Annotated in this window: 27 protein-coding genes; 13 read left to right on the top strand and 14 right to left on the bottom strand. The window is 44.7% G+C overall.

Translation table 11 applies throughout. The annotated features are described in order from the left end of the window. Nucleotides 1–58 precede the first annotated feature (58 nt). On the top strand, nt 59–697 hold the full coding sequence (msrA, locus tag VA249_RS01505) for a peptide-methionine (S)-S-oxide reductase MsrA (RefSeq protein WP_221068572.1): 639 nt from the start codon (nt 59–61) through the stop codon (nt 695–697). 76 nt (nt 698–773) lie between these two features. Here the strand turns inward: msrA and VA249_RS01500 are convergent, their stop codons facing one another. Next, nucleotides 774–974: a DUF1107 domain-containing protein gene (locus VA249_RS01500; RefSeq protein WP_211915482.1), complete on the bottom strand. Its 201-nt coding sequence runs from the start codon at nt 972–974 to the stop codon at nt 774–776. Nucleotides 975–1,187: 213 nt separating this feature from the next. Here VA249_RS01500 and VA249_RS01495 point away from each other — a divergent pair, with 213 nt between their 5' ends. The 7 genes from VA249_RS01495 to VA249_RS01465 all read left to right on the top strand — a co-directional run bounded on the left by VA249_RS01495 (nt 1,188) and on the right by VA249_RS01465 (nt 7,016). After that, a complete protein-coding gene (locus VA249_RS01495) occupies nt 1,188–1,739 on the top strand; it encodes a YtfJ family protein (RefSeq protein ID WP_221068571.1) in 552 nt (183 codons plus the stop codon). Nucleotides 1,740–1,989: 250 nt separating this feature from the next. Next, the gene (locus VA249_RS01490) at nt 1,990–2,289 is read left to right on the top strand and encodes a DUF2607 family protein (protein ID WP_221068570.1); all 300 of its coding nucleotides are present in this window, start codon (nt 1,990–1,992) and stop codon (nt 2,287–2,289) included. Nucleotides 2,290–2,383: 94 nt separating this feature from the next. Next, nucleotides 2,384–3,115 carry a zinc uptake protein ZrgA gene (gene zrgA / locus VA249_RS01485; RefSeq protein ID WP_221068569.1) on the top strand — a complete coding sequence of 244 codons (732 nt, stop codon included), beginning with the start codon at nt 2,384–2,386 and terminating at the stop codon, nt 3,113–3,115. 83 nt (nt 3,116–3,198) lie between these two features. Then, complete coding sequence (locus VA249_RS01480) at nt 3,199–3,921, top strand: ABC transporter ATP-binding protein (protein ID WP_221068568.1); 723 nt, start codon at nt 3,199–3,201, stop codon at nt 3,919–3,921. Continuing rightward, nucleotides 3,918–5,177: an ABC transporter permease gene (locus tag VA249_RS01475; RefSeq protein WP_221068567.1), complete on the top strand. Its 1,260-nt coding sequence runs from the start codon at nt 3,918–3,920 to the stop codon at nt 5,175–5,177. Before VA249_RS01480 ends, VA249_RS01475 begins: the two co-directional genes overlap by 4 nt. Before the next feature lie 2 nt (nt 5,178–5,179). Further along, nucleotides 5,180–5,674: a DUF3299 domain-containing protein gene (locus VA249_RS01470; protein ID WP_128811789.1), complete on the top strand. Its 495-nt coding sequence runs from the start codon at nt 5,180–5,182 to the stop codon at nt 5,672–5,674. A 436-nt stretch (nt 5,675–6,110) separates the two neighbouring features. Then, entirely contained in the window at nt 6,111–7,016 is a 906-nt protein-coding gene (locus VA249_RS01465) for a TIGR03899 family protein (protein WP_128811791.1), read from the top strand. 90 nt (nt 7,017–7,106) lie between these two features. Here VA249_RS01465 and cysC read toward each other — a convergent pair whose 3' ends face one another. The 5 genes from cysC to cobA all read right to left on the bottom strand — a co-directional run bounded on the left by cysC (nt 7,107) and on the right by cobA (nt 13,014). Continuing rightward, nucleotides 7,107–7,724: an adenylyl-sulfate kinase gene (gene cysC, locus VA249_RS01460; protein WP_128811793.1), complete on the bottom strand. Its 618-nt coding sequence runs from the start codon at nt 7,722–7,724 to the stop codon at nt 7,107–7,109. Between the two features lie 24 nt (nt 7,725–7,748). Continuing rightward, the gene (locus tag VA249_RS01455; RefSeq protein ID WP_128811795.1) at nt 7,749–9,473 is read right to left on the bottom strand and encodes an SLC13 family permease; all 1,725 of its coding nucleotides are present in this window, start codon (nt 9,471–9,473) and stop codon (nt 7,749–7,751) included. A gap of 171 nt (nt 9,474–9,644) precedes the next feature. Then, nucleotides 9,645–11,075, bottom strand: a complete 1,431-nt coding sequence (cysN, locus tag VA249_RS01450; protein ID WP_221068566.1) for a sulfate adenylyltransferase subunit CysN — start codon at nt 11,073–11,075, stop codon at nt 9,645–9,647. Between the two features lie 18 nt (nt 11,076–11,093). Continuing rightward, on the bottom strand, nt 11,094–12,002 hold the full coding sequence (gene cysD, locus VA249_RS01445) for a sulfate adenylyltransferase subunit CysD (protein ID WP_128811799.1): 909 nt from the start codon (nt 12,000–12,002) through the stop codon (nt 11,094–11,096). Between the two features lie 139 nt (nt 12,003–12,141). Beyond that, nucleotides 12,142–13,014: a uroporphyrinogen-III C-methyltransferase gene (gene cobA / locus VA249_RS01440; RefSeq protein ID WP_221068565.1), complete on the bottom strand. Its 873-nt coding sequence runs from the start codon at nt 13,012–13,014 to the stop codon at nt 12,142–12,144. 294 nt (nt 13,015–13,308) lie between these two features. Between cobA and cpdB the strand changes: the two genes are divergently transcribed. Further along, the gene (gene cpdB / locus VA249_RS01435) at nt 13,309–15,270 is read left to right on the top strand and encodes a 2',3'-cyclic-nucleotide 2'-phosphodiesterase (protein WP_221068564.1); all 1,962 of its coding nucleotides are present in this window, start codon (nt 13,309–13,311) and stop codon (nt 15,268–15,270) included. Nucleotides 15,271–15,366: 96 nt separating this feature from the next. After that, nucleotides 15,367–15,948: a Crp/Fnr family transcriptional regulator gene (locus VA249_RS01430; protein WP_221068563.1), complete on the top strand. Its 582-nt coding sequence runs from the start codon at nt 15,367–15,369 to the stop codon at nt 15,946–15,948. A 94-nt stretch (nt 15,949–16,042) separates the two neighbouring features. Here VA249_RS01430 and dbpA read toward each other — a convergent pair whose 3' ends face one another. After that, entirely contained in the window at nt 16,043–17,422 is a 1,380-nt protein-coding gene (gene dbpA / locus VA249_RS01425) for an ATP-dependent RNA helicase DbpA (protein ID WP_128811805.1), read from the bottom strand. A gap of 146 nt (nt 17,423–17,568) precedes the next feature. Here dbpA and VA249_RS01420 point away from each other — a divergent pair, with 146 nt between their 5' ends. Then, a complete protein-coding gene (locus VA249_RS01420; RefSeq protein WP_128811807.1) occupies nt 17,569–18,039 on the top strand; it encodes a GNAT family N-acetyltransferase in 471 nt (156 codons plus the stop codon). A gap of 84 nt (nt 18,040–18,123) precedes the next feature. On the opposite strand, the gene VA249_RS01415 is transcribed toward VA249_RS01420, so the two are convergent. Next, complete coding sequence (locus VA249_RS01415) at nt 18,124–18,717, bottom strand: LysM-like peptidoglycan-binding domain-containing protein (RefSeq protein ID WP_221068562.1); 594 nt, start codon at nt 18,715–18,717, stop codon at nt 18,124–18,126. Between the two features lie 232 nt (nt 18,718–18,949). Here VA249_RS01415 and VA249_RS01410 point away from each other — a divergent pair, with 232 nt between their 5' ends. Further along, nucleotides 18,950–19,570 carry a BamJ family beta-barrel-assembly machinery protein gene (locus tag VA249_RS01410; RefSeq protein WP_211915499.1) on the top strand — a complete coding sequence of 207 codons (621 nt, stop codon included), beginning with the start codon at nt 18,950–18,952 and terminating at the stop codon, nt 19,568–19,570. Nucleotides 19,571–19,684: 114 nt separating this feature from the next. Then, nucleotides 19,685–20,164: a DUF2780 domain-containing protein gene (locus VA249_RS01405; protein ID WP_221069774.1), complete on the top strand. Its 480-nt coding sequence runs from the start codon at nt 19,685–19,687 to the stop codon at nt 20,162–20,164. A 262-nt stretch (nt 20,165–20,426) separates the two neighbouring features. Here VA249_RS01405 and rplQ read toward each other — a convergent pair whose 3' ends face one another. From rplQ to rpmJ, 6 genes are all read right to left on the bottom strand, one after another. After that, nucleotides 20,427–20,807, bottom strand: coding sequence for a 50S ribosomal protein L17 (gene rplQ / locus VA249_RS01400; RefSeq protein WP_005383141.1), 381 nt, complete (start codon nt 20,805–20,807; stop codon nt 20,427–20,429). Between the two features lie 26 nt (nt 20,808–20,833). Further along, complete coding sequence (locus VA249_RS01395; RefSeq protein WP_010445384.1) at nt 20,834–21,826, bottom strand: DNA-directed RNA polymerase subunit alpha; 993 nt, start codon at nt 21,824–21,826, stop codon at nt 20,834–20,836. Between the two features lie 23 nt (nt 21,827–21,849). After that, the gene (gene rpsD / locus VA249_RS01390) at nt 21,850–22,470 is read right to left on the bottom strand and encodes a 30S ribosomal protein S4 (RefSeq protein ID WP_014230671.1); all 621 of its coding nucleotides are present in this window, start codon (nt 22,468–22,470) and stop codon (nt 21,850–21,852) included. A 27-nt stretch (nt 22,471–22,497) separates the two neighbouring features. Next, nucleotides 22,498–22,887, bottom strand: coding sequence for a 30S ribosomal protein S11 (rpsK, locus tag VA249_RS01385; RefSeq protein WP_128811815.1), 390 nt, complete (start codon nt 22,885–22,887; stop codon nt 22,498–22,500). 18 nt (nt 22,888–22,905) lie between these two features. Beyond that, the gene (gene rpsM, locus VA249_RS01380; RefSeq protein WP_005450559.1) at nt 22,906–23,262 is read right to left on the bottom strand and encodes a 30S ribosomal protein S13; all 357 of its coding nucleotides are present in this window, start codon (nt 23,260–23,262) and stop codon (nt 22,906–22,908) included. Nucleotides 23,263–23,411: 149 nt separating this feature from the next. Continuing rightward, a complete protein-coding gene (gene rpmJ / locus VA249_RS01375) occupies nt 23,412–23,528 on the bottom strand; it encodes a 50S ribosomal protein L36 (RefSeq protein WP_042478686.1) in 117 nt (38 codons plus the stop codon). Nucleotides 23,529–23,547: the final 19 nt, after the last annotated feature.

The raw sequence follows: 23,547 nt of genomic DNA, 5'->3' as shown, positions 1-23,547 counted from the left end.
GATTCAAACTAAGTATATTTATTCGCAAAATTAAGACATGCAGTAAGGGACAAATATCATGCTCAACAAACAGACAATGATCAGTATAGAAGATGCTCTGCCAGGACGAGAAACCGCTATGCACATTGATGATGTGCACTTTGTAAATCAAGCCAGTTTGAGCGCTCAACCTCAAGCACATCAAAGCCAAATATTATTTGGTATGGGCTGCTTTTGGGGAGCAGAACGCCTGTTTTGGCAATTGGATGGCGTTGTATCAACTTCAGTTGGCTACGCTGGCGGGTATACGCCAAACCCAACGTATGAGGAAGTATGCAGCGGAAAAACTGGACATACCGAAGTCGTCCGAGTCGCGTTTGATGAGCGTGTCATATCATTAACTCAGCTATTAACCGTTTTTTGGGAAAAGCACGACCCCACCCAAGGAATGCGTCAAGGTAACGACTTAGGCACACAATATCGTTCTGCGATTTATACCTATTCACAAGAGCAACAAGATATTGCCGCACTGTCAAAAGCACGCTATCAAAAAGCATTGCAAGAAGATCTGCAAACGGCCATAACGACCGAGATTAAACCTGCAGGGCCTTATTACTTTGCTGAAACCTACCACCAGCAATATCTCGCGAAAAACCCAAATGGTTACTGTGGAATTGGTGGCACGGGTGTTTGCTTTCCCCCAAATCTGCAAGACTGAGCAAGTCCAATAGAGCCACAAAAATAACACGATCAAAAAGAGCGACCAAAGGTCGCTCTTTAAATAATTCTGTACGTTATACTGGAAGCGACAAAATCGCTTGGTTTACTTCTCTAAAAACAGACAGTTGTTTAGGGTTTTTGACATCAGGTAATAGTACCTTTCCGTTATCAAAACGAAACTCGCCTACACCTGCGATTGTGAACTGACCTTTGAATAAAGTCTTAACGAAACGAGCCACTTGACGTGGACGGTAAACTGCAAACTCACGAAGCATAACCACCTCAATATCCTTTTGAGAAAATACTGGCTGCTCTTTCCATGGCAGCCTTTATGCGCTTTAAGCGACATATATAGTTTAACAAATTTTATCTGTATGGCAACATTACTAAACCGAGTACGTTAAAAAAATGTTAATCGGAGTTCTACATTTTTATTCACTCTAAGTATATACTTGCTAGCTCTCACTACTTATAGGGAACATAACAATATGAAAACTAAGACTCTCCTCTCTATTTTCCTTGCTGTTGCTCCAGGTTTCGCTTTTGCTAATAACCTTACACTTGGTAAAACAGTGCCTACTGCGAAAGTTGATGCCTATGGTGAAATCGTACTTCAAGGTGAAGGCGTTGCTTATCAACCTTGGGCGACAGATCAAATGTTAGGTAAAGTTCGCGTCATTCATGCCATTGCTGGGCGTAGCAGCTCAAAAGCAATGAATGCACCACTCATGACAGCACTAACAGAAGCAAAATTTCCAGAAGATGCTTATCAAACGACCACGATCATTAACCAAGACGACTCAATCTGGGGTACAGGTTCATTCGTTAAATCTTCTGCTCAAGAAAGTAAGCAGGAATTCCCTTGGTCATCCATGGTATTGGATGAAAGCGGCATAATTGCAAGCTCATGGGCATTACAAGAAGAGAGTTCTGCAATCGTCGTGCAGGATAAAACAGGCAAGATCCTATTTGTTAAAGAGGGTGCGCTTTCTCAAAATGAGATCAATCAAGTTCTCGGGCTGATCAAACAAAATATCTAATCCTAGCACGCTCCTTACATCCTCAACGTGAGGAGCGTTGTTTTGATCAAACTGAACCAAACAATCAAATCGCGCCTCATCGAGAAGTGAACACAAACTCCGTCATATACAACAAACCACGCATCTCAACGTCATGTTGAACTAAGCACTTATTTTTACATACATATTTACTTCTAAACTGACAAAACACTGAACTTTTAGTGATAATAGCTGTTATATTATAACACTCGTTATGTTTTCTGGATTTAGAATGCCCCACAGCTGGCAAGCAACCATTCATCATTGGCGCCGCACGTTTATTGTGTTCAGTGTTGCCTTGCTGATCGCTTGGAACTTTGCCACGCTTACTCACCAACTTGATCTCGTTCCAGAACATCACAGCCAGCATCATTGCCAATTATTTTTTTCGGCACACCACGGTGTCATCCATGCATTTCCGGATGTCATGGCTATCACGTTTATTCCCGTCGCAATTATTGCAACCGTTGAGAAATACACTCATCACATGAGTGTTAGATATTTAGCACGAGCCCCTCCTATTTTGACTTAATCATTCTCCGTAATTTAAGTGTGCCCTCGCGACACCAAATTACACATATCACGTTTAACCATCTATGATTTAAGAAAAAATTAGGAAATCAGTCATGCCAACTAAACATGCTCTAGCTCTTGTTATCGGTCTATCACTCGCAGCAACCGCTAACGCAGAAGAATACCGTCAACACGAAGCTCACGTGCACGGTCACGTTGAATTTAACATCGCTCAAGACGGTAAAGACCTACTGATCGAAATCACTTCTCCAGGTGCAGACATCGTTGGGTTTGAACACGCACCAGAAAATGCGCAACAAGAGCAAGCGCTTAAACAAGCGATCTCTACATTAAAAGATGCTGACCAACTATTCGCTATCAACCGACAAGCAAAGTGTGTGATTGAAGACGTGCATGTATCTCATACGCTAGGTCAAGATTCGCACGCAGGTCATGATCATAACGAACATGATCACGATGACCACAAAGGCCATGACCATGACAAACATGATCACGATGACCACAAAGGCCATGACCATGACGAACATGATCACGGCGACCAAAAGGCCCACGACCATAACAAGCATGATCACGATGACCACAAAGGCCATGATCATGACGAACATAATCACGATGATCATGAGCACCACGAACACGGTGGTCATGGTGAATTCACGGTAGAATATCGCTACCACTGCGACTCTGTTTCGGATCTCAATCGCATTGATACCACATGGTTCAAACAATTCCCGGCAACAGAGGCTATCAGTGCAAATCTATTCACTGACACGACTCAGTCGGCGACTCGCCTAAACAAAAACAATACGAAGATCGACATTAAATAACTTATATATCCAAGTAACCACAAGATTCTTGGGTATGCTGGGTGTGAGTCATTACTCACACCCTCATGCTTTGGTGATTTATCATGACTGAAAACACGTCAAACGTTGTTGAGCTAAAAAATGCCCAATTTGTCTGGCCAGGCTCAGAAAGCGCGACCATCAATATCCCGCAGCTACACATCGCTCAAGGTGAACATGTTTTTATCAAAGGCCCTAGTGGCTGTGGCAAGTCGACGCTACTCGCTCTACTGACTGGTATTAATACTTTAACGTCAGGATCGATATCCGTTCTAAACACCGATATGGCAAGCCTAAAAGCAAGCCAAAGAGACAAATTTCGTGCCGACCACATCGGTTATATCTTTCAACAATTCAATCTACTGCCATACCTCAATGTGATTGAAAACGTTCTAATTCCATGCCAATTCAGTAGAGTTCGCCGTAATCGTGTTGCAAGCAATGCCGCATCACTTGAAAAACAAGCCACCACGCTACTGGAACGCTTACATCTGCCAAAAGCACTGCACAATAAGCCAGTATCGGAGCTGAGTATTGGCCAGCAACAACGCGTTGCAGCTGCGCGTGCGCTTATCGGTCAACCTGAATTAGTCATTGCCGATGAACCTACGTCTGCATTGGATCACGACAATCGCAAAGCATTTATTGAGCTATTAATGGAACAAGCCAAGCTTGCCAACGCCACGTTGGTTTTTGTCAGTCACGATCCAACATTAGAATCTTTGTTCGACAGAACGCTCAACCTGCCTGAGATCAATCAAGCGCAAACCCTAGGAGCCGCATCATGAGTGCTGTAGTTAAGCTCGCTTGGAAAAGCCTGATGAACCGCAAAGCAACCGCGATCCTCACCATCATGACGGTCGCGATTTCTGTTGTCCTGCTTTTGGGTGTAGAACGCATTCGAACTCAGGCCAAAGATAGCTTTGCTAACACCATTTCTGGTACAGACTTAATTGTTGGTGGACGCTCAGGACAAGTGAACCTGTTGCTGTACTCGGTATTTAGAATCGGCAATGCGACCAACAACATCGATTGGAAGAGCTACCAAGAATTTGCCAATCACCGAGCTGTCGATTGGGCAATCCCAATATCTTTGGGTGATTCACACAAAGGCTTTCGAGTGATGGGCACCAACCACAGCTATTTCGAACATTATAAGTACGGAAGTAAGCAGTCACTAACCTTATCACAAGGCAAAGAATTCAATGGCTTATTTGAAACAGTACTTGGTTCTGATGTCGCGAAACAGCTTGGCTACGAAATCGGTAGCGAGATCATCATCGCTCACGGCATCAGCGATGTGGGCTTCAGTCGCCATGATAACTTGCCATTTAAAGTGGTGGGGATCCTTGCGCCTACAGGTACGCCAGTCGACAAAACGGTACACGTATCGTTAGAAGCCATAGAAGCTATTCATGTAGGATGGGAAAGTGGTGCTCGATTAGGCCCAACACTCAATGCAAAAACCTTAGCAGCACGAGACTTCCAACCCAAACAAATCACCGCAATGCTGGTTGGATTGAAATCACGCATTCAGACATTTGCCCTGCAAAGACAAATCAACACCTACCCAAAAGAGCCGCTCAGCGCCATCATGCCAGGTGTCGCTCTGCATGAATTATGGGGCATGATGTCAGTCGCAGAACAAGCATTAATGGCAGTATCTGGATTTGTCGTCGTGGCAGGCCTGTTAGGTATGTTAAGTAGCCTACTAACCAGCCTGCAAGAGCGCCGTCGTGAAATGGCAATTTTGAGAGCGATGGGAGCAAGGCCAAGGCACGTGTTCTCATTATTGATCAGCGAAGCGAGTTTACTCACTCTGGCTGGCATTCTGGTGGGGGTTGCGGGTTTGTACGCTATCCTTGCGCTATTGCAACCTCTCATTCAACAGCACTATGGCATACACCTTTCATTAACGTCGCTGTCATCGTATGAATGGATGTTACTGAGTTTCGTACAATGTGCAGGTATTATCATCGGTTTCATTCCTGCGTTTCGCGCATACCGACAATCACTAAGCGATGGAATGACGATAAGGATTTAAAGATGTTCAAAAAGATATTATGTCGTGTTTTGTTGCTTCTATCGTTCGCAACACCTGTATTGGCAAATGAAGAGCCTTTAACATTGGATTGGATAGACCTTGTCCCTGAAGCCGAACGCAACATGTTCGACAGCATGGGGATGCCTGAAACCGATCACAGTGGCAACGCTGCGCAGCAATCAAAAGTAGGAAGTGTCCGACCAGAACTGAACGGAAGTACGGTAAAAATTCCGGGATTTGTCATTCCACTAGAGGGCGATGCGAATACCATCACAGAGTTTTTATTGGTGCCATATTTCGGTGCGTGTATTCATGTACCACCACCACCACCAAACCAAATTATTTACGTGAAATTTCCGAAAGGAGCCCCTATCCAAGAGCTATGGGATGTGGTTTACGTCATCGGTAGATTAAAAACCGATACCATGAACCATGAACTAGCAGAAACGGGTTACCTTATCGATGGAACCGCCATTGAAGCTTATGACGACATGTAATGTCATCATCCCTTGAGGCGTCTTCTAGGCGCCTTGATTTCTTTCTCATCTTGTTAAGTTGTCAAACAAGCGCTCAGCAGGGTGTACTAATAATGCTATCTTTCATTTTAGGCATTATGCACCTCATGTAATATAGCGTGAAAGGTAAACCAGCACACCTACGTATACAATCAAAAGAAGCACGATTGACAGGTGCTTTTTTAGTTTACTTGTGTCTGTATATTTCATCACTCCTCCTCTATATCCAACTAACCTCCACACTCAGCAGGAATGTACCCTGAAGCCAATTTGCATAAAACGATAACAACTTTAACAAGTTGTTATCATTTTGTGTAGTTATTTTTTGTGTCAAAATCTGAGCACATGCCTCTAGTCGGTTATCCCGTTAGCGTGTAAATTTAAGCAAGCACGACCTCATCTCTTGGTAGGAATATAAATGGCAGAAGCGACAAAGCCCCCTGTTATCATTGAACATGAAGCGAACACTCAGAAAAAATCGCATCATGAAAAAAAGGCAAGCTATATAAAAGATAGCGCCAGTCGAGTTCAAAGTATCGCGCAGATCCATGGCCTCGATGCGCTACTGCAATCAGATCCTCCTGCCAAATCAGCATTAGAACGGGCACAACTGCGCGAAGAAAGACGCCAAGAGCAAAGACAAAAAAACTTAGAGCACATCCTCAAACTCGCACACAGTTCATGTCGTGATGAAACCGCCGGTGAACCGGATCAAGATTGGCTCTATCGCTTTTTTGACATGGCACAGGACATCCACAACAGTTCAATGCAAAAGCTCTGGGCACAAGTCATGAAGCGTGAAGTCACCAACCCGGGTTCCACGTCCATGAAAGCACTAAAAGCCTTAAAAGACATGTCACCTAAAGAAGCTCAAACACTGCAACGTGCGGCTTCTCTCGCGTGCAGTTTTGGTGGTGATAACAGTCGGAAATTATTGATTGGATACAAGGCACACGGCGGTATTTTTAGCTTTGGAAAGCGAGATATGACAAGCAATCTAAATATGGGTAGCTTCCAGCTTCCTTATTCTAGTTTACTGGTCTTGATTGAATTGGGGCTCTTGCATAGCACAGAGCTGGAGTCTGGGGAGATTGGAATAGAGACGCCATTAATGCTGACCTACCAAGGCAAGAATCTCTCTCTACAGGTAAACACCAAAGGCGTAAGGTTGTTGTATTATCGCTTCACCCCGACAGGAAATGAACTGTGTAAACTGCTTGGTAACAAACCTAATAGCCAATACTACGATCAAATATTAGCGCTTTTAAATCAAAAGTTTATGGTCCACAGCGAAGCCAAAACCACAGTCAATCATACCGTTTAGTACAGAAAAAAGAGCGTTTGGCCACCTATGATCCAAACGCTCTTTAAACTGCTTATTGCCTTTTTGGTCACCCATGATCCAAATGCTTTTTTATCGGATCACACCACGTTGCTTAAGTTCGATTAAGCACAACGCCACCAGCTCTTCGACGTTCTTCTCGCCAGCTGGCAAATCGATTTCTGGGTTTACTGGCGCTTGATATTCAGAATCAATACCAGTGAAATTCGCAATTTCACCGGCGCGGGCTTTTTTGTACAAACCTTTAGGATCGCGCTTTTCACACACCTCTAGCGATGCATTGACATAGACTTCAATAAACTCATCTTGTGGCAGTAGATCGCGCACCAATTGACGCTCTTCACGGTGAGGAGAGATAAACGCCGACAAAACGATCAAACCCGCGTCGGCCATCAATTTAGCCAACTCGCCAATACGGCGGATGTTCTCACGGCGGTCTTGTTCAGAAAAACCTAAATCACTACACAAACCATGACGCACGTTGTCGCCATCCAATAAATAAGTGTGATAACCCAGATCGGCCAAGCGGTTTTCTAATGCCCCTGCCACTGTAGATTTACCCGCACCAGATAACCCAGTAAACCACAACACGGCTGGCTTTTGTTGCTTAAGCCCAGCACGAAACTGTTTGTCCACCGAGTGCTGATGCCATACGATGTTTTCATCTTTTACCGGTGTTTCGGCAGTCATAACGTATCCTTGTAAATTAACCTATTAAAACGGAAAGAAGACCGGGATCAGTGTCAACACTAATACTGAATAGACGATAGAGATAGGGACTCCTATTCGTACATAGTCGGTCAGTTTGTAGTTTCCAACACTGTATACCAGCAAGTTAGTCTGATAACCGTAAGGAGAAATAAAGCTCGCACTCGCCCCAAACAGTACAGCCATAATAAAAGGCATTGGGTCAACACCGTAGCCCACCGCCATGCTATAGCCAATTGGAAAAGCGAGAGCGGCGGCGGCATTATTGGTCACTAATTCCGTGAGCACCAACGTCATAATGTAAGTCGCAATCAGTGCACCAAAGACCCCCCAGCCGTTAAAAGCCTCAATAAACATATCACCCATTTTTAACGATAGCCCAGAAGAAAGCATCAACTGTGCAATAGACAGCGCAGAGCCAACAATCACCACAATATCAATAGGAAAACGCCTACGAAGTTCTGAGATCTGTACAATACCAAATGCCAACAAAGCGATGATGTACGCGAGTAACCCTTTAATAAGGGGAAAGATATCCAATAATGCACAACCAATCACAGACGCAAAGCCAACCAAAACCAGTGCTGATTTATTGGCATCTAAACGAGCACTTGAGTCCAAGTCATGAACCACGACAAACTCTTTCCGATGCATTCGCCTTTCCGCTTCGAACCGCTTTCCAGGAACGAGAATAAGCGTATCTCCCGCCGCTAAGGTGATGTTTCCAAGCCCTCCCTCCAAGCGTTCATGCCCACGACGAATAGCAACAACAACGGCATCAAATCGATCTCGAAATCGACTTTCTTTCAGCGTTCTATGACAAAAGCTCGCAGAAGAACTGACGACGACCTCAAGGAAGTTTTGCCCATTGAGATGCTGATGACCAAATAAGGTCAGTCCGGAGATCTCTTGCAATGTCGCCACACTTTCCACATCCCCACAGAAGAGCAGACGATCTTTCGCTTTCAATATAAAATCGGGTCCAACCGATGGCTCTGTCACACCATCGCGAATCACCTCCGCTAAGAATAACTTGCGCAGCGCACGGAGGTTATTCTCACTCACCGTGCGCCCAACTAACGGTGATCCTGGCTCTACCCTCGCTTCTAAGAAGTATGGCAGCTCTTCTTGACTCTGGTCATCATAATTTGGCAGCAAGTAACTCAACGGCACTAAAATCAGTATGCCCCCTACCAATACAGCAAGTCCGATCATGGTAGGTGTAAAAAAAGTCAGACTTGGCAAGCCTGCATCTTCAACAAAGCTATTAATGATTAAGTTCGTCGATGTGCCTATCAGAGTCAGAGTGCCACCAAAAATCGCGGCGTATGAAAGAGGAATTAGAAGCTTAGAGGGTGCGTGCTGCTGATTACGTTTAATTGCCCCAATCAAAGACACGACAACTGCAGTATTATTCGTAAATGAAGACAGCAGCGCGGTAGAAAAGCCTAACTTGGCAATCACGCTACCAAGATTACCCTCTGAAATACTGCGACTTACCCAACTGATCAATAAGGTTTTTTCTAGTGCGCTGGACGCTAAGATGAGTAAGACCAAGGTCAATAGAGAGGCGTTAGTAAAATTTGTTGCGATCGTATTGAGCTCAATTAATCCCGCCATAAACGCGATAAACGCAGCCCCTGCAAACACATAACTGGGCTTGAGCTTAGTAACAAGCAAACAAGTAATAATGCCAAGCAAAATCGCTAATACAAATCCTTGTTCCCACATAGCCTATCCTTAGCAATCAAATCCAATCGTATTGGTGAAAAGCCTACTTGTGTAAAGAAACCTATGAGTGAGAATGAACACCAGAATACTTGGTATCTTGGGCTTCCTAAGTATTCTGGGTTCAGAAACTATCCCACAGCCATTCACAATTAGTGAGGCGTTATCTCATGCTTATTTCTTCAATAATTGGTTAAGATCTTTTGCTTCCCAATGAGGAAAATGCTTACGTACAAGGGCATTAAGTTCTAATTCGAAAGCAGAAACATCGGTAAGACCACGCTCAACAGCGGCCAAACTTTCTTTCACCATGCCCGCACCAACGGTAACGTTAGTTAGACGATCAATGATGATAAAACCACCGGTATCCGCACACGCTTGATAGTTATCTAACGCAACAGACTCCGTTAATGACCACTCGCACAAACCTATCCCGTTTAGAGGCAGTTCAGCGGCACCGTGAGTAGAAAGGTTATTAATGTCGTATTGGTGGCGAATCGCTTCTACGTGACCAACCGTCTTCTTACCTGCAATCTTGATGTCATAATCACGACCAGGTTGCAAAGGTTGCTCTGTCATCCAAACGACATCAGCTAATAAGTGGTTCGTGGATTCCACTTGCGCATTTTCCAATACAAGTAAATCACCACGGCTGATATCAATCTCATCATTCAAAGTCAGCGTCACCGCTAAACCTGCTTGCGCTTCCTGCACATCACCATCAAATGTCACGATACGTGCGACAGTTGATGTTTTTCCGGATGGCAATGCTTTGATCGCATCACCGACTTTCACTGAGCCTGATGAAACCGTCCCAGAGAAACCACGGAAATCGAGATTCGGACGATTCACGTACTGAACTGGGAAGCGGAAATCGCCTTGACCTTTCTCTTGGTCCACATCAACCGTCTCAAGTAACTCAAGCAAGGATGGACCTTCAAACCAACTTAGGTTTTGGCCTTTTTCCACTACGTTATCGCCCTCTAATGCGGACAATGGAATGATTTGAATATCTGTCTCGCCCGCTAGGTTTTCTGAAAACTGTAAGTACTCATCGCGAATGTCCTCAAAACGTTGTTGTGAGTAATCCACTAAATCCATTTTGTTGATCGCAACAATAAAGTGCTTTAAGCCCAGCAAATTAGAAATAAATGAATGACGACGAGTCTGATCCAATACCCCTTTACGCGCATCAACAAGTATCACAGCCAAATCACACGTCGACGCGCCTGTCGCCATATTACGAGTGTACTGCTCATGCCCTGGCGTATCGGCAATAATGAACTTACGTTTCTGCGTCGAGAAGTAACGATAAGCCACATCAATGGTAATTCCTTGCTCTCGTTCGGCTTGCAAGCCATCAACGAGTAGAGCCAAATCTGGTTTTTCTCCCGTGGTGCCAACCCGTTGGCTGTCCGAATGCACGGCCGCTAACTGATCTTCATAAATTTGTTTGGAGTCATGGAGTAAACGTCCAATCAGCGTACTTTTGCCGTCATCAACCGAGCCACAAGTCAAAAATCGAAGCAAAGACTTGTACTGGTGTTGTGTTAAATAGCCTTCAATACCAAGCTCGGCTAATTGAGCTTCAACTGCACTGTTCATTCTCTTTCCTTAGATCCTTTAGAAATAGCCTTGACGTTTTTTCAACTCCATCGATCCTGACTGATCGTGGTCGATCGCACGACCTTGCCGCTCACTAGACGTCGCTACCAGCATTTCTTCAATGATGCCCGTTAATGTATTCGCTTCCGATTCAATCGCACCCGTTAATGGATAACAGCCAAGCGTTCTAAAGCGCACGCTTTTTTGTTCAATCACTTCGCCAGGCTCCAACTTCATGCGGTCATCATCGACCATAATCAGCATGCCATCGCGCTCAACGACCGGACGCTTATCCGCCAGGTAAAGCGGGACAATTTCGATATTCTCTAAGTAGATGTACTGCCAGATATCCAGCTCCGTCCAATTTGAAAGTGGGAAGACTCGTATGCTTTCTCCTTTGTTCACCTGACCGTTGTAGGTTTTCCAAAGTTCTGGACGTTGATTTTTAGGATCCCATGTATGATTTTTATCGCGGAATGAATACACGCGTTCTTTTGCGCGAGATTTTTCTTCATCTCGACGAGCACCACCAAATGCCGCATCAAAACCATACTTATTTAATGCTTGCTTCAACCCTTGGGTTTTCATGATATCCGTATGCTTGGAAGACCCATGAACGAAAGGGCTACAACCCATTGCTAGACCTTCTGGGTTCTTATGAACCAAAAGCTCAAAACCGTATTTTTCTGCGGTACGATCCCGAAACTCGATCATCTCGCGAAACTTCCAATCCGTATCAACATGCAACAGAGGGAATGGAATTTTGCCCGGATAAAACGCTTTACGAGCAAGATGCAACATGACGGAGGAGTCTTTACCGATTGAATACATCATAACTGGGTTATCAAACTCAGCTGCCACTTCGCGAATAATATGGATACTTTCCGCCTCGAGCTGCTGAAGATGAGTTAAACGTTGTTGGTCCATGTCTTTCTTTCCTTGTGGGCTTACCTGCCCATGAAGTTATGAATGTTGTGGCTATTTGGTCATTGGCGACTAGCTATTGGCTCTTAGCTCTTAGCTCTTAGCTCTTAGCTCTTAGCTAGTCACGATTAACTATTAACTATTAACTATTAACTAGGGCACTTTGCTTACTTTCAGTATCGGGCAAAAACCAGTCTAGTTTTTGAGATAGACGCACCACCTCTCCGACCACAATTAAAGAGGGCGCTTGAGCTTGTTTTGACAGTTCAGACAATTGAGACAAGGTTCCACTAAACACTTTTTGCTGAATTTGCGTGCCACGTTCGATGATCGCAATTGGCGTAGTAGATGCGCGTCCATATTGGATAAGCTGCTGCTGAATGTATTGGGATTTCATCAGCCCCATATAAATCACCAGAGTTTGGTTGCCTCGAGCCAGCGTAGACCAATCCATGTCATCACAGTCTTCTTTCAAGTGACCGGTAACAAATAGTGCCGATTGCGCGTAGTCACGATGAGTAAGGGGAATCCCTGCGTAAGCCGTCGCACCGGCTGCAGCGGTGATGCCTGGCACCACTTGAAAACGAATGCCAGAATCCGCTAAGACTTCGAGTTCTTCTCCTCCTCGCCCAAACACAAATGGGTCTCCACCTTTAATGCGAACAACTCGATATCCTTGCTTTGCAAAGTCGACCAATAACTGATTGGTTTTCTCTTGCGGCACGCTGTGATGACCCGCTCGCTTTCCTACACACACCAAAATGGTATCGCTTGGGATCAAGGCCATGATCTCGTCTGAAACAAGGTAGTCATAAAGCACAACGTCTGCCTGTTGTAGACAATTTAGCGCTTTAATCGTAAGCAACTCTGGATCGCCAGGACCTGCTCCAACAAGGGCAACCTCTCCAGGCTTAAGTGATTGACGACGAAAACGGGGAGCATCACTTGCTTGATTACTCGCAACAAGCCGAGGCTTTTGACGAGGTAAAGTTGTCACTGAATTATCTACTGCCATGTTCGCGTCCATCATCCATTGATATCGTTTAGCTAGCATTATGGCGGCGCGCTTATATTACCGGAAATTCTAAAATTTCATTTTTTATTCAAAAAACTGCTAAGGAAGCGGTGTTCGCCCTCTTTTTCCTCTACTCATACACCTGTGTTTAGAGGTTCAAGCAGCATAAACCTTGTTAAATCCTGCACTAATTGGATGGTTATCACAGATTAATGAATGGTAAGAATAGAGTTACAGCAACATTTGCTAAATTAATCTATGCAAATTCCTTTCTTAGCAAACTTGGAGCATCTAATGAAAATAGCAGTTAATCCCGTATCCGTTGCAGTTTTGACTGGTATGTTGACTCTGGCTGGTCCTGCCATGGCAGACACCATCAAACTTCGCATTATCGAAACGACTGATATTCACACCAATGTGATGGACTACGACTACTACAAAGATCAACCATCAAAGCAAATTGGCTTAAGCCGTGCTGCAACCTTAGTTAAGCAAGCGCGAGAAGAAGTAGAAAACAGCGTACTTGTCGATAATGGTGACTTGATCCAAGGTAGCCCTATGGGTGATTACATGGCTGCGAAAGGAATTAAAGCCGGTGAAACCCACCCAGTTTATAAAGCCATGAATCAACTTGGTTATGATGTCGGTAACATTGGTAACCACGAATTTAACTACGGGCTAGATTTCTTGAAAAAAAGCATTGATGGGGCCAACTTCCCTTACATCAGTGCGAACGTATTCGACAAAGAAACAGGCGAACACTATTTCAAACCTTACCTCATCAAAACACATACATTTAAAGACACCGATGGCCAAGACCACGAAATCAACGTCGGTTACATTGGTTTTGTTCCACCACAAATCATGGTGTGGGATAAGAACAACCTAGAGGGTAAAGTCTTTGCCAAAGACATTACGGAAACGGCAAAAGCGCTGATCCCTCAAATGAAAAAAGAAGGCGCTGACGTTATCGTTGCTATCCCTCACTCTGGCGTATCGACTGACCCATACAAACTGGGGGCAGAGAATTCGGTTTACTACCTCACAAAAGTCGAGGGGATTGATGCGATTGCATTTGGTCACTCGCATGCCGTGTTCCCAGGAAAAGGCTTTGACAACCTACAAGGCGTTGACAATGAGAAAGGGACTATCAATGGCGTGACGGCCGTGATGCCAGGTCGTTGGGGAAGTCATGTCGGCGTGATGGACTTATTACTTGAAGAGAAAGACGGCAAGTGGCAAGTGACCGATGGCCAAGCCGACGCTCGCCCTATCTTTGATAATGTAAACAAGAAGTCACTTGCAGAAGCGGACAAAGGTATTGTAAAAGCGTTAGAAGATGACCATAAAGGCACACGTGAATTCGTGAACCAACCTATAGGTCAAGCGAATGACGTGATGTACAGCTTCCTCGCGCTAGTACAAGATGATCCAACCATTCAAATCGTTAACCTAGCTCAGAAAGATTATGTGGAACGCTTTATTCAAGGCGACCCAGATCTAGCCGATATTCCGGTATTAAGTGCAGCAGCCCCATTTAAAGTCGGCGGTCGTAAAGATGATCCATCGGGCTTCACTGAAGTCGAGTCTGGTCAACTTACTTTCCGTAATGCCGCGGACCTTTACCTCTACCCAAATACATTAGTTGCGATGAAAGTAAAAGGTAAAGAAGTACACGAATGGCTAGAATGCAGTGCCGGTCAATTCAACCATATCGACGTCAATAGTACGAAACCTCAATCTTTGATTAATTGGGACAGTTTCCGTACTTACAACTTTGATGTGATTGATGGTGTTCACTACCAAATCGACGTCACTCAGCCACCAAAATACGATGCAGACTGTAAAGTAATCAACCCTGAATCACAGCGTATTGTGAATTTAACATTCAATGGTAAGCCGATCGATCCGAAGCAAGATTTCATTATTGCGACCAACAACTATCGCGCATACAGCAACACGTTCCCAGGCACTGGCCCAGACTTCATCGCATTTGATTCTCCAGATGAAAACCGCTCTGTCGTGGCCGCGTACATTTCTCGTATTAGCGAAGAGAAAGGGGAAGTGACACCAAGCGCCGATAACAACTGGTCATTTGCTCCAATCAAGTCAGACAACAAGCTAGATGTTCGTTTTGAGACATCACCAAGTGACAAAGCCGCGCAGTTCATCAAAGAAAAAGGTCAATACCCGATGAAACGCGTCGCTACCGATGATATCGGTTTTGCGATTTACCAAATCGAACTGAACAAGTAATGTTCATTTTGTAACGGTACTAAGCGGCTCTGATGAGCCGTTTTTTTGTTGCCGATACACGTTACAATAGCGAAAACCGTTACCTGAGTTGACCACATGCACGCCGATCTTTATTCCGATTTAATCAATCACGGCTTCCTTGAAAGCGAAGCGAACCAACTTATTGAACATGGACAACAACTCGAGTTGCCAACGCGCCATATTCTCAACCATCAAGGTGAGTTCAGTTCACACATTTACTTTGTCTTAGAGGGCTTGTGCCATGCCAGTTACCTGACAGACAAAGGCAAAGAGTTCAGTAAAGAGTTCTACTGGGAAAAAGACTGGGTAATAGGTTTTGAAAGTCTCATAAAAAATGGGCCAGCTCCGTATTTATTGGAGACCCTAACGCCTTGTAATCTTTACTGCTTACCGATTCATGTACTACATCGATGGCGTCAAGAAAAACACCCAATTTACATCAAGCTACTGGAAGCGCAGTTGATGCATAAGGAAAACAAAGAACGCTTTATGCTGCTCTACTCGCCAGAAGAACGCTACCAATTATTTTGCCAACACTATCCAGATTTAGAGCAACGTATTACAGATAATCAAATTGCCGCTTACTTGGGTATTACTCCCATCAGCTTATGCCGCATTAAATCGCGCTTAAAAAATGGATTGAATAGCGTTAGTTGAGTTCAATAAGCAGTGTTAGATGAAATAAACGTTAGATGAAATAAAAAACAAAGGCGCTCAATATCGAGCGCCTTTGTTTTTAGAGAGTTTTTGACTATTTCAAAATTCGAGCTCTGAATTGACGGCCTTTCATTTTACCGTTACTGATAGTCTGCAGAGCTTTCTTTGCTGCTGCCTTATCCACTGCAACATAAGCTCGCATTGGGAACAAATGGATCTTGCCAACTTGAGAGCCCGGAATACCATCTTTGCCCGTTAGACAGCCAAGAATATCGCCAGGACGCACTTTTTGCTTTTTCCCGCCATCGATCTGAATCGTCACCATCTTTGATTGGTAAGGTTGTTGGTTCGACTTTGCAGGTAAGGTTGCTGGCATGACATCCATATCTAAGTATTCTTCGATGCGAGCGACACGTAAACCGTCTTTCTCACCAAAGAAACTGAACGCTAAACCTTTGCTGCCTGCACGACCAGTACGACCAATACGATGCACATGCACTTCAGGATCGCGAGAAAGCTCGAAGTTAAATACCGCATCAAGGTTATCCACGTCCAAACCACGCGCAGCGACATCCGTTGCCACTAGGATCGAAACGCTCTTGTTGGCAAACTGCACTAAAGCTTGATCGCGTTCACGCTGCTCAAGATCACCGTGAATATCAATCACGCTGAACCCTTTATGGTGTAATTCATCCGCGACGTTTTGAACTTCTTTCTTCGTATTACAGAACACCACAGCGGATTCAGGTTGATGCGTTAACAACAGATTTGCTAATGCTTCGTCACGCGCTTCTGAGCCATCAACTTTGTAAAAGTATTGAGCAATACTGGATGTGTCGTGGGTAGATTCCACTTTGATCATCTCAGGTGATTGCATGATACGTTGAGCAATTTGTTCGATCTTTTCTGGGAAAGTGGCACTAAATAGCAGCGTTTGACGCTGCTTCGGCGCGGCATCAATAACCGCATCTAACGCATCTTGAAAACCCATTTCTAGCATACGGTCTGCTTCATCCAACACGAGCGTATTAAGCTCTTCTAGGTTAATTCGACCTTTTTCTAGGTGATCAAGAATACGACCCGGTGTACCGACCAGAATGTGAGCGCCATGCTCTAATGAACCAATTTGTGGCCCCATTGGCATACCGCCACACAGTGTCAGTACTTTAATATTGTGAATGCCACGACCTAGCGTGCGGATCTCTTTCGCCACCTGATCTGCCAACTCGCGGGTTGGGCAAAGCACTAAAGATTGCACGCGGAAGCGTTTTACGTTCAAGTTAGACAATACGCCTAAGCCAAACGCAGCTGTTTTACCTGAGCCAGTTTTACCCTGACCAATCACGTCACGCTGATTCAAAATCGCAGGTAAGCTCAACGCTTGAATTGGCGTCATATGGGTGTAGTTCAATGATTCAAGCGTCTCTAGTAGCGCTGGATTAAGCCCTACTTGGTCAAAAGTTTGTTTGCTCACGGGGAAATATCCTCAGGTGGGATGAAAGAGAGGGCACATTATCGCCAGATTTATCACGAAGACCAGTGAAAATTAACCATTGTTAATGAGTAATAGCAGAAAACGAAGTAAAGTCAGCAGCATTGGCTCATTAATGGATATTGAAAATGATCAACTGGACTGCCCTACCTTTCTCTCAACTGACGACAACGCAACTGTATGAGATGCTGCGACTGCGTGTTGATGTCTTTGTGGTGGAGCAAACCTGCCCCTATCCGGAGTTAGACGGCAAGGATGTGTTAGAGGGCGTGTACCACCTACTCGGTTACCAAGACGATGAACTGGTTGCCAGTGCTCGCTTGCTTCCTGCAGGTACGACTTATGACAACGTAAGTATTGGCCGTGTGGTAACCAAACAAAGTGCACGCGGTAGTGGTCTTGGGCATGAATTGCTTGAGCAAGCCCTGCACCATTGCCAACGTCTATGGGCTGACCAAACGATTGATATCGGCGCACAAGAGCATCTGATGGCGTTCTATGCCAGTCATGGTTTTGAAGCCATTTCTGAAAGTTACCTTGAGGACGGGATCCCTCATGTAGATATGCGAAGAGGCATTGATATGAGCCGCTCGCAATAAAGGAGCGGCAATAGGAATGATGCTTTTAGCTAGCAAAACTAAACGTTTTGGTAACGCTCTGTTTTAGTCGCGATTCGCCTAGTGCTACTTATTGCGACCGAACGAGCCATCTGACAAACGGAAAAACATGACAGAATTACCATTTTTCTCGAGTTGCAGCATATCTAACTTGCCATCATCAGAGAGCTTAAAGCGAATTAACTGTCCTTGCTTAATATGACTGAGAGGTTTGTCACCGCCTTCAATCGCAACCAACGCATTAAGGTCAGCCATTGAAAGTTGGTTGTTACGGAACACTTGTGCTAGCGTGTCCCCATTTTTAATTTGATATTCTTTCCAGCTTTCTGATTGTGGTTGAGAAACCTGCGCGGAGCTTTGATCACTCAAACTCTGGGTATTCAACTGAATCGTCACGCGCTGAGTTTCAACTGGAGTCACGCTCGTCGACGACATCTCTTTAGGTGCTGGTACCACAAGAAGTAAAAGTACCACAGGAACCAATACCATCAGTGCACGCTGATGAAGCTTCGGCAAACCTTGCCAGAACTGAGCGATTGGTGAGAGGTTTTTCTGCCACTTTTCTTTGTCAAACGGCTGCTTCCAATCGATGGCAGCGAGCTTTTGCTTCATCAATCCGACATGGTCGACTTGCTGCTTTTTCTTTCTGCGACGATTCATTCTAATGAGTCCCTTAAAACTTCTGACACCAGTATAAAAATACCAGCGCGGAGAGTATATGTTTTTCGCCAAAGTAAAATGGGATTTCAAAGAAATTGGCAGAAATTTCACTTGGAGTAAGAGATAAGTCACACCATTAAAGCTTGATGACACCAATGAGCCACAATCATTTAAACCTTAGCGTGAAACTGATATCCTGTGGACTTTCTCACTCCTAATAAGAGCGACATTCATGTCTGAAATTAAATTTGAAACTGCAGAGCAGAAAGCAAGCTACGGTATTGGTCTGCAAATGGGTCAGCAACTAGCTGGTTCTGGTCTAGAAGGTCTAAGCGTTGACGCTATCGCTGCGGGTATCGCTACAGCACTAACAGGTGATATGCCATCAATCGAAATTGATGAAATCAACAAAGCACTTCAAGAACTTCACACGCGCGCAGAAGCTGCTCGTCAAGAAGCCGCTAAAGCAGCAGCTGCTGACGGTGAAGTATTCCTAAAAGACAACGCTCTACGTCCAGAAGTGAATGTTCTTGAATCTGGTCTTCAGTACGAAATCATTACTGAAGGTACAGGTGAAATCCCAACTTCAGACAAATCAGTTCGTGTTCACTACCACGGTGAGCTAACAGACGGCACTGTATTTGACAGCTCTGTTTCTCGCGGTCAGCCAGCTGAGTTCCCAGTAACAGGCGTAATCAAAGGTTGGGTTGAAGCACTTCAACTAATGCCTGTAGGTTCTAAGTGGAAACTGTACATCCCACAAGATCTTGCATACGGCGAGCGTGGTGCGGGTGCTGCAATCCCTCCATTCGCAGCACTAGTATTCGAAGTAGAACTACTAGACATCCTATAATTGAGGCTTTCCTCATATTTGATTCAAAGCGACGCTCATGCGTCGCTTTTTTTTGTCTCAATTTAGAATAATTGCTGTAAAGTGAGACAGAACACGCAATAACATGGAGGTATGATGCGTAACACTCTTATTTCACTTACTTTACTATCAATCGGCATTGGTAATGCACACGCTTTCTTAGACAAAGTCACAGAAAATGAAAGTGCCAACGGTTTAATGGATATGGTTAGCCAAGGCCTAAATTCAGAATCCTCACCAATCACTGAGCTATTGACGAGCCAACTACCTGTCTCCACCGAACAAGCGGCTGGCGGCGCAAGTGCTTTATTGGCACTCGCTCAAAGCCACTTATCCGAAACGAATAGCAGTGAGCTCAACTCTTTAATCCCGGGTTTATCGAGCCTAGGTGGGGCTCAGGATATGTTAGGGGGCATTGAAAACTTCAGCGCCGTCCAAAGTACGTTTGACAAACTCGGTTTAAACCCATCAATGATCAGCCAGTTTGCTCCGGTGATATTGAGCTATTTAGAAGGGCAAGGTGCAAGTGATGGCCTTATGAGCTCACTTACAGGGTTGTGGGATACAAGCAAGTAAACTTGAGCGAATCGAGATCCGTTCCTGTATTTATACCAATCGTAGTAAATGACTTACCACTCGCAGCAAATAACTGATTACTCACTATGTTTGTGGTTACCATGTTTGTGGTTACCATGTTTGTGGTTACTATGTTCGTGATTACTATGTTCGTGGTTACGATGATTGGGATGACTTTAATCAATACACATTTTAGATTGACATAAATTTCAGGCACAAAAAAGCCGAGCTATCGCTCGGCTTTTTCGTTCTTACGAACTGATTACTCAGCAGCTTCTTCAGCAGCTGGGCGATCAACAAGCTCAATGTAAGCCATTGGAGCTTTATCACCAGCACGGAAGCCAGCTTTTAGGATACGAGTGTAACCGCCCTGACGAGCAGCAAAACGTGGACCTAGTTCGTTAAATAGTTTTGCAACTACTTCGTTGTCACGAGTACGTGCAAATGCTAGACGACGGTTAGCAACACTGTCAGTCTTAGCTAGTGTAATCAAAGGCTCAACTACGCGACGTAGCTCTTTTGCTTTTGGCAAAGTAGTCTTGATAACTTCATGACGTACTAGAGAGCTAGCCATGTTGCTGAACATCGCTTTGCGATGTGAGCTGTTGCGGTTGAGTTGACGACCACTCTTACGATGGCGCATGACCTAATCCTTCTAACTAGTATCGATTAATCTTCAGCGATTGATGCAGGTGGCCAGTTTTCTAGGCGCATGCCCAGAGACAAACCACGTGACGCAAGTACATCTTTAATCTCAGTAAGAGATTTTTTACCAAGGTTAGGCGTTTTAAGTAGCTCAACCTCAGTGCGTTGTACTAGATCACCGATGTAGTGAATCGCTTCTGCTTTCAAACAGTTAGCAGAGCGAACTGTTAGTTCAAGATCGTCTACAGGACGCAGTAGGATCGGATCGAATTCTGGCTTCTCTTCCTTCTCCTCAGGTACACGTACATCACGAAGATCTACGAACGCATCCAATTGTTCAGCTAGGATAGTAGCTGCACGACGGATTGCTTCCTCAGGTTCTAGAGTACCGTTTGTTTCCATATCGATAACAAGCTTGTCTAGATCAGTACGCTGTTCTACACGAGCTGCTTCTACAGCGTAGGCAATTTTGTCTACTGGGCTGTAAGTAGCATCTACTAGTAGGCGACCGATTGGACGCTCGTCTTCTTCAGTATGGATACGCGCAGAAGCTGGAACATAACCACGACCACGTTCAACTTTAATTCGCATTGCGATTTCAGCGTTGTCATCCGTTAGGTGACAAATAACGTGTTCTGGGTTAGCGATCTCTACATCACCATCATGGGTGATGTCACCTGCAACCACAGGGCCCGAGCCTGATTTGTTCAGTGTAATGAACACTTCATCTTTGCCTTCGGCAACGCGGACAGCCAAACCTTTAAGGTTTAGAAGAATTTCAAGAATATCTTCTTGAACGCCTTCTTTAGTGCTGTACTCATGAAGTACGCCTTCAATCTCTACTTCTGTGACTGCACAACCAGGCATAGAAGATAGAAGAATGCGGCGAAGTGCATTACCTAGAGTATGACCAAAGCCACGCTCTAATGGCTCAAGAGTTACTTTTGCGTGAGTCGAGCTGATCTGTTCGATGTCAACTAGACGTGGCTTAAGAAATTCTGTTACAGAACCCTGCATTGTGTCCTCTCTTTAGTTTAACCTTACTTAGAGTAAAGCTCGACGATCAATTGTTCGTTGATGTCAGCTGATAGATCTGAACGTTCAGGCATACGCTTGAATGTACCTTCCATCTTGCCACCATCTACTTCAATCCAAGTTGGTTTTTCACGTTGTTCAGCAACTTCTAGAGCCGCTTTAATACGAGATTGCTGTTTAGCTTTCTCGCGGATAGATACAACGTCATTAGCCGCTACTTTGAAAGAAGGAACGTTTACAACTTTACCGTTAACTAGGATAGCTTTGTGGCTAACTAGCTGACGTGCTTCTGCGCGAGTTGCACCAAAGCCCATGCGGTAAACTACGTTATCAAGACGACCTTCAAGAAGCTGAAGTAGGTTTTCACCAGTGTTGCCTTTTAGGCGAGCAGCTTCTTTGTAGTAGTTACGGAATTGTTTTTCTAGAACGCCGTACATACGACGAACTTTTTGCTTCTCACGAAGCTGAACGCCATACTCAGATAGACGACCGCGACGAGCGCCGTGTACACCTGGTGCGTTATCAATTTTACACTTGGTATCGATCGCGCGAACACCAGACTTAAGGAACAAGTCAGTGCCTTCACGACGGCTAAGCTTCAGCTTAGGACCCAAATATCTTGCCATGATCTTTCTCCAGTAATCTAAAAAACGTTATACGCGACGTTTTTTAGGTGGACGACAACCGTTATGAGGGATTGGTGTAGCATCAACGATGTTTGTGATGCGGAAACCAGCTGCGTTCAGTGCGCGAACCGTAGATTCACGACCTGGACCAGGACCCTTAACCATAACTTCCAAGTTCTTTAGACCGTATTCTTTAGCCATTTCAGCACAACGCTCAGCAGCAACCTGTGCAGCGAACGGAGTAGACTTACGAGAACCGCGGAAACCAGAACCACCTGCAGTAGCCCATGCTAGAGCGTTACCTTGACGGTCAGTAATAGTTACGATTGTGTTATTGAAAGATGCATGGATGTGCGCAACACCGTCTGCAACTTGTTTGCGAACGCGTTTACGCGTGCGAGTTGGTTGTTTAGCCATTGTACTCTACCTTCCCGATTATTTCTTGATCGGCTTACGCGGACCCTTACGGGTGCGAGCATTGGTTTTAGTACGCTGTCCACGTAGTGGTAGACTGCGACGATGACGAAGACCACGGTAACAACCAAGGTCCATAAGACGCTTGATGTTCATTGATACTTCACGACGTAGATCACCTTCTACAGTGTATTTAGCTACACCATCACGCAGTTGATCGATCTGCTCTTCAGTTAGTTCACTGATCTTAACATCTTCAGCAATACCCACTTCAGCTAGAATAGCTTGAGAGCGAGTTTTACCGATGCCGTAGATCGCAGTTAGTGCGATTACAGCGTGTTTTTGATCAGGAATGTTAATGCCTGCTATACGGGCCATTATTCACTCCTAAGTGTTTCTATAAAAGAATTAGCCGCAGCAAAGCCCGTGATGGATACGCTGCGGAGTACTACTTCTTTTGCACGCAAAAGGTAGGCCGAGGAATATACTCGACCTAACCTTAGTTTTCAAGTAAAAACTTCTGCTAATTAGCCTTGGCGTTGTTTATGCTTTGGCTCACTGCTACAAATCACGCGAACGACACCGTTACGCTTGATTACTTTACAGTTACGGCAGATTTTTTTAACGGAAGCACGAACTTTCATTGCTAAACTCCGTAATTGA

Origin of the sequence: Vibrio alfacsensis, assembly GCF_019670485.1 — a bacterium.
GTDB classification, from domain to species: Bacteria; Pseudomonadota; Gammaproteobacteria; order Enterobacterales; family Vibrionaceae; genus Vibrio; species Vibrio alfacsensis.
Note: the sequence above shows the minus strand (reverse complement) of the source record. Positions and strands in the feature narration are given on the sequence as shown.